Source organism: Brevundimonas sp. CURTG3B2_SDJG (genome assembly GCF_057364705.1).
On record NZ_JBNFOJ010000214.1, the window covers coordinates 1 to 4,814 of the forward strand.

Consider the following 4,814-nt stretch of genomic DNA (forward strand, 5'->3'; position numbering starts at 1 on the left):
CGCGCCTCGGCCGCGACCATGAAGCTGGCGCTCGCACATGGGCGCCCGGTCCCAGCTGGTTCGGACCGACCTTGGCCGTGCCCAGCACCCGGCCGGTCTCATCCGTCGCGACCAAGGTCGCGCCGGCGCCGGTTGCAGCCACAGCCGTCGTGCGCCGGCCTCGTCCAGGTCGCGCGGGTAGGTGTAGGTCTCGCCGGCCCGGACCACCGGCTCGATGATCGCCCAGATCGCCGGCCAGTCGGCTTCCGTCGCTTGGCGGACGGTCAGGCTCACGCCGCCCCCGCCACGCGGGCCAGGTCGGCGGTGATGCGCTCGGCCACCTTCAGCCGGTCCTCAGGTGTGTCCCAATCGCCCTTGACCACGATCTTCTGGTCCGGCCGGATCTTCCAGAAAACATGGTTCTTCTGGATCAGGCCGACCAGCCCCATCGGGTTGGGGAAGGTGTTGTCGCGCAGGGTCAGCACCGCGCCCTTGGGCCCGATGTCGATCCGCTCGATATGGGCCGTCTTGCAGTTGGCCTTGATCCCGACGATGCGCAGCAGTTGCTTGGCCTCGTCCGGCAGCGGGCCGAACCGGTCGATGAGCTCGGCGGCCAGGGCTTCGCGGCTCTCGCTGTTCTCGGCGTCCGACAGGCGGCGATAAAGGCTAAGACGCACATTGAGGTCCGGGACGTAATCCTCTGGAATCAAAACGGCAGCGCCGACATTGATCGCCGGCGACCAGCCGCGGTCGACGGTTGCGCCCTCGCCCGCTTGACGCAGCTCGGCGACCGCGTCCTCCAGCATCTGCTGGTAGAGCTCCACACCGACCTCGCGGATATGGCCCGACTGCTCGTCGCCCAGCAGATTGCCGCCGCCACGCTGGTCCAGGTCGTGGCTGGCCAGCTGGAAGCCGGCGCCCAGGTTGTCCAGGGACTGCAGCACCTGCAGCCGCCGCTCGGCCGACAGACTCAGCGGCCGGACCGGATCGGTGGTCAGATAGGCGAAGGCCCGCGCCTTGGCCCGGCCGATACGGCCCCGGATCTGGTGCAACTGGGCCAGGCCGAACATGTCGGCCTTGTGCACGATCAAGGTGTTGGCCGTCGGAACATCAAGTCCGGACTCAACGATGGTCGTCGACAGCAGCAGGTCGTAGCTGCCGTCGTAGAAGGCGCTCATGACGTCTTCCAACTGGGTCGGCGACATCTGGCCGTGGCCGACCACGAACTTGATCTCGGGAACCTGCTCGCGCAGGAATTGCTCGATGTCCGGCAGGTCGCTCAGGCGCGGCACCACATAGTAGGCCTGACCGCCGCGATACTTCTCGCGCAGCAGCGCCTCGCGGATCAGCACCGCGTCCCACGGCGTCACATAGGTCCGCACGGCCAAGCGATCGACCGGCGGGGTGGCGATGATCGACATCTCGCGGATGCCCGACAGGGCCATCTGCAGGGTGCGCGGGATCGGCGTCGCGGTCAGGGTCAGCAGGTGCACGTCGGCGCGCAGGGACTTCAGCTTCTCCTTGTGCTTGACGCCGAAGTGCTGCTCCTCGTCGACGATCACCAGGCCCAGGTCCTTGAAGCCGACCTGTTCGCTGAGCACCGCATGGGTGCCGACCACGATCTCGAACGAGCCGTCCTTCAGACCCGCGCGCGTCTCGGCGGCGTCCTTCGCCGTGACCATCCGCGACAGGTGGCGCACCTTGATCGGCCAGCCGGCGAACCGTTCGGAGAAGGTCTTGAAATGCTGGCGCGCCAGTAGCGTCGTGGGGCAGACGACCGCCACCTGCTGGCCGCTCATGGCCACCACGAAGGCGGCGCGCAGCGCCACCTCGGTCTTGCCGAAGCCGACGTCGCCGCAGATCAGGCGATCCATCGGCGCGCCCTTGCCCAGATCCTCCAGCACGTCGCCGATGGCGTTCAGCTGGTCGTCGGTCTCCTCGTAGGGGAAGCGGGCGCAGAACTCGTCGAACATGCCCTGCGGCGGGGTGATCGCCTCCGAGGTGCGCAGGGACCGCTTCGCCGCCAGGGCGATCAGCCCCTCGGCCATGTCGCGCAGACGGGCCTTCGCTTTCGCCTTGCGCGCCTGCCAGCCGGCGCCGCCCAGCCGGTCCAACTGCACGCCGTCGGCGTCCGTGCCGTAGCGGGTCAGCAGGTCGATGTTCTCGACCGGCAGGTAGAGCTTGCTCTCGCCGGCGTACATCAGCTCCAGGCAGTCGTGCGGCGCGTCCTGGATCTCCAGGGTCTTCAGTCCTTCATAGCGGCCGATGCCGTGGTCCAGGTGGACCACCAGGTCGCCGGTCGTCAGCGCCGAGCCTCGGCCAGGAAGTTGGACGCCCTCCGTTTCTTGCGCGGCCGGGCCAGCCGATCGCCCAAGATGTCCGTTTCCGAGATCACCGCCAGGCGGTCGGTCTCGAACCCGTGCTCCACCGGCAGCACGCCGCGCAGGTAGATTCCATCGGGCGCGGCCTGGACGTCCGCCCAGTTCCGCACCGCCACCACATGCTCCAGCCCGTGGTCGGAGAGCATCGAGGCCAGGCGTTCAGACGAGCCCTCGCTCCAAGAGGCGAACAGCACGCGCTTGCCGCCCGCCTTCAGCGTCTCGGCGTGCCGCGCCACGGCCTCGAACAGGTTGACGCTGTCTTGGGCGCGTTCCGCCGCGAAGCTGCGGCCCAGCCGCCCGCCGGCGTCTTCGCCCGCGCCTTGGAAGGGCGTCAGGCGACGCACGGCGCGCCCGCGAGCGCAGTGTTCCAGTCGCCTCGGTCAGGTACAGCCGGTCGGGCGGCAGCGCCCGGTTCGGCCGCGCGCCCCTTGCCCTGGGCCGCGTCGCGCCGGGCCTTGACTAGGCGTCCGACGTCAGGTTCCCAGCGCTCGCCGCGCGCCGCCCTCGTACTCGATTGTCCAGGAACACCCCGGGCCTCGTCCGGCAGATAGTCGAAGAGGGTTTCCAGCCTCTCGTAGAGCAATGGCAGCCAGTGCTCCATGCCCTGCCGCCGCGCGCCTTCGCTCACCGCCGCGTACAGAGGGTCATCGCCCGGCGCGCCGAACAGGTTCAGGTAGCCCGTGCGGAAGCGCGAGATGCTCGCCGGGTCCAGCAACGCCTCGGACACCGGCGCCAGCGCGACCGCTCGCATCTGACCGGTCGAGCGCTGGGTCGCCGGATCGAAGGTGCGGATCGATTCCAGCTCCGAGCCGAACATGTCCAGCCGGATCGGCTCCTCGAAGCCTGGCGGGAAGACGTCGATCACGCCGCCGCGCACGGCGAACTCGCCGCGCTCCGACACCGTCGAGGCCCGCATGTAGCCGTTGGCCGCGAAGTAGCGCTCCAGCGCCGCGGTATCGAGATCGAGCCCGGTCCTGGCCTCGAAGCCCGCCCCGGTCGTGACTTCTCTGGGCGGAGTCCGCTGGATCGCCGCTCCGATAGTGGTCGCCGCCAGCAGCGGCTTGCGGTCGTCGGGCGCTCGGCTGGCCAGCCGGGTCAGCGCCGCCATCCGTTCCGCCGACACCGCCGACGTCGGGCTCAACCGGTCGTACGGCAGACAGTCCCAGGCAGGGAATTCTACAATCTCAATATCGTCCGCGAAAAAACGGAAGGCTTGAACAAACTCGCCCATGCGAGCGAAATCGCGCGCCACGAACAGGCCGACACCGCCCTCGGCCTTCAGGCGTTCCGCGACCGTTAGGGCGTCCAGGCCTTCGGGCGCGCCGCCCAGTTCCTGGTCGTTCCGCTTCGGGAGAGAGGCGTCCATCACCCCGCCCCCCGCGCCACGGCGATCGCCACATGCTCGGTTATGAAGGTCCGGATGCGCGCCATCACCGGCGTCTCGAACTCGGCCGGCGTCTGGGCCGTGCCGATGATCCAGGCATAGAGTTCGTGGTCGTCGTCGCGCATGAGCAGAATTTCTAATGCATCCAGCTCGGCGTCGGTCAGCGACGGCCCGACCTGTTCGGCGAACGGCCCCAGCACCAGGTCGGCTTCGCGGAATCCGCGCCGCCAGGCCCGGAAGGCGATCCGGCCCAGCCGGGCTTCTCGAGTTTCATTCGGACGCGCGTTCGTATCGGCCACAAGGATCCTTGCCCGGCGAGAAGATGAGGATGAGCACGACGCCGCCGACGCGCGGCGAACAGGGACACGCTCATGGAATGTGAGCGCTCAGATAGCGTTCCAGAGCCGTCTTCGCCAGCTATGCTGCGCGCGATGCGGCCGCAGATTCTCTTTCCCCTGTTCGCCGAGGTCTCCAGCCTGAAGGGCGTGGGGCCCAAGGTGCTGCCGCTCGTGCAGAAGCTGGCCGGCCCGCTGGTGCGCGACCTGCTGTTCCTGTCGCCATCCGGTTTGATCGTGCGCCAGGCCATGACGGCGGCCCAGGCGGTCGAGGGGCAAGTCGGCATCTTTCAGGTGACGGTCGATCGGCTGTTCCTGCCTGGCAAGCCGGGCGCGCCGATCAAGGTGCGCGCCTCGGACGACACCGGCTTCGTCCACCTGATCTGGTTCGGCGGCTCGGCCCAGCACATCGAACGCCTTCTGCCCAAGGGCCAGACCCGGTTGGCGATCGGCAAGGTCGAGCGCTTCAACAACGAGGTCCAGATCGTCCATCCGGAAATCCTGACGCTGGAGCAGGCGGGCGAGATCGCCGCCGTCGAGCCTGTGTATCCGGCGACCCAGGGCCTGACCTCACGCCAGATCCGCAAATTCGTCCAGGGCGCCCTGGAGCACGCGCCCGAACTGCCGGAATGGCAGGACCCCGCCTGGCTCGAGCGACGGCGTTTTCCCAGCTGGCGCGCGGCGCTGGCTCGGCTGCACGCCCCCGGCGGGGCGACGCCGACCTGTCCCCCCGAC

4 protein-coding genes and 2 pseudogenes are annotated in these 4,814 nt (G+C 68.8%); 1 reads left to right on the forward strand and 5 read right to left on the reverse strand.

What is annotated here, in order from left to right:
- The 5 genes and pseudogenes from AC2W7C_RS13420 to AC2W7C_RS13440 form a co-directional block, all read right to left on the reverse strand.
- Positions 1–273, reverse strand: a pseudogene (locus tag AC2W7C_RS13420) (hypothetical protein); the annotation flags it as partial.
- A complete protein-coding gene (mfd, locus tag AC2W7C_RS13425) occupies positions 270–2,267 on the reverse strand; it encodes a transcription-repair coupling factor (RefSeq protein WP_486001885.1) in 1,998 nt (665 codons plus the stop codon). The pseudogene AC2W7C_RS13420 and the gene mfd, both read right to left, overlap by 4 nt.
- A 14-nt stretch (positions 2,268–2,281) precedes the next feature.
- Entirely contained in the window at positions 2,282–2,704 is a 423-nt protein-coding gene (locus AC2W7C_RS13430; protein WP_486001886.1) for a hypothetical protein, read from the reverse strand.
- Entirely contained in the window at positions 2,692–3,726 is a 1,035-nt protein-coding gene (locus AC2W7C_RS13435) for a hypothetical protein (protein ID WP_486001887.1), read from the reverse strand. The genes AC2W7C_RS13430 and AC2W7C_RS13435 overlap by 13 nt, the downstream gene beginning before the upstream one ends.
- Positions 3,726–4,043 carry an FAD assembly factor SdhE gene (locus AC2W7C_RS13440; protein WP_486001888.1) on the reverse strand — a complete coding sequence of 106 codons (318 nt, stop codon included), beginning with the start codon at positions 4,041–4,043 and terminating at the stop codon, positions 3,726–3,728. The genes AC2W7C_RS13435 and AC2W7C_RS13440 overlap by 1 nt, the downstream gene beginning before the upstream one ends.
- 120 nt (positions 4,044–4,163) lie before the next feature.
- On the opposite strand from AC2W7C_RS13440, the pseudogene AC2W7C_RS13445 reads away from it, so the two are divergent.
- Positions 4,164–4,814 (forward strand): annotated as a pseudogene (locus AC2W7C_RS13445) (ATP-dependent DNA helicase RecG); the annotation flags it as partial.

Bases quoted from the DNA above. Each gene is read 5' to 3' on its own strand.
- AC2W7C_RS13435 (WP_486001887.1), bottom strand. From the start codon at position 3,726: ATGGACGCCTCTCTCCCGAAGCGGAACGACCAGGAACTGGGCGGCGCG.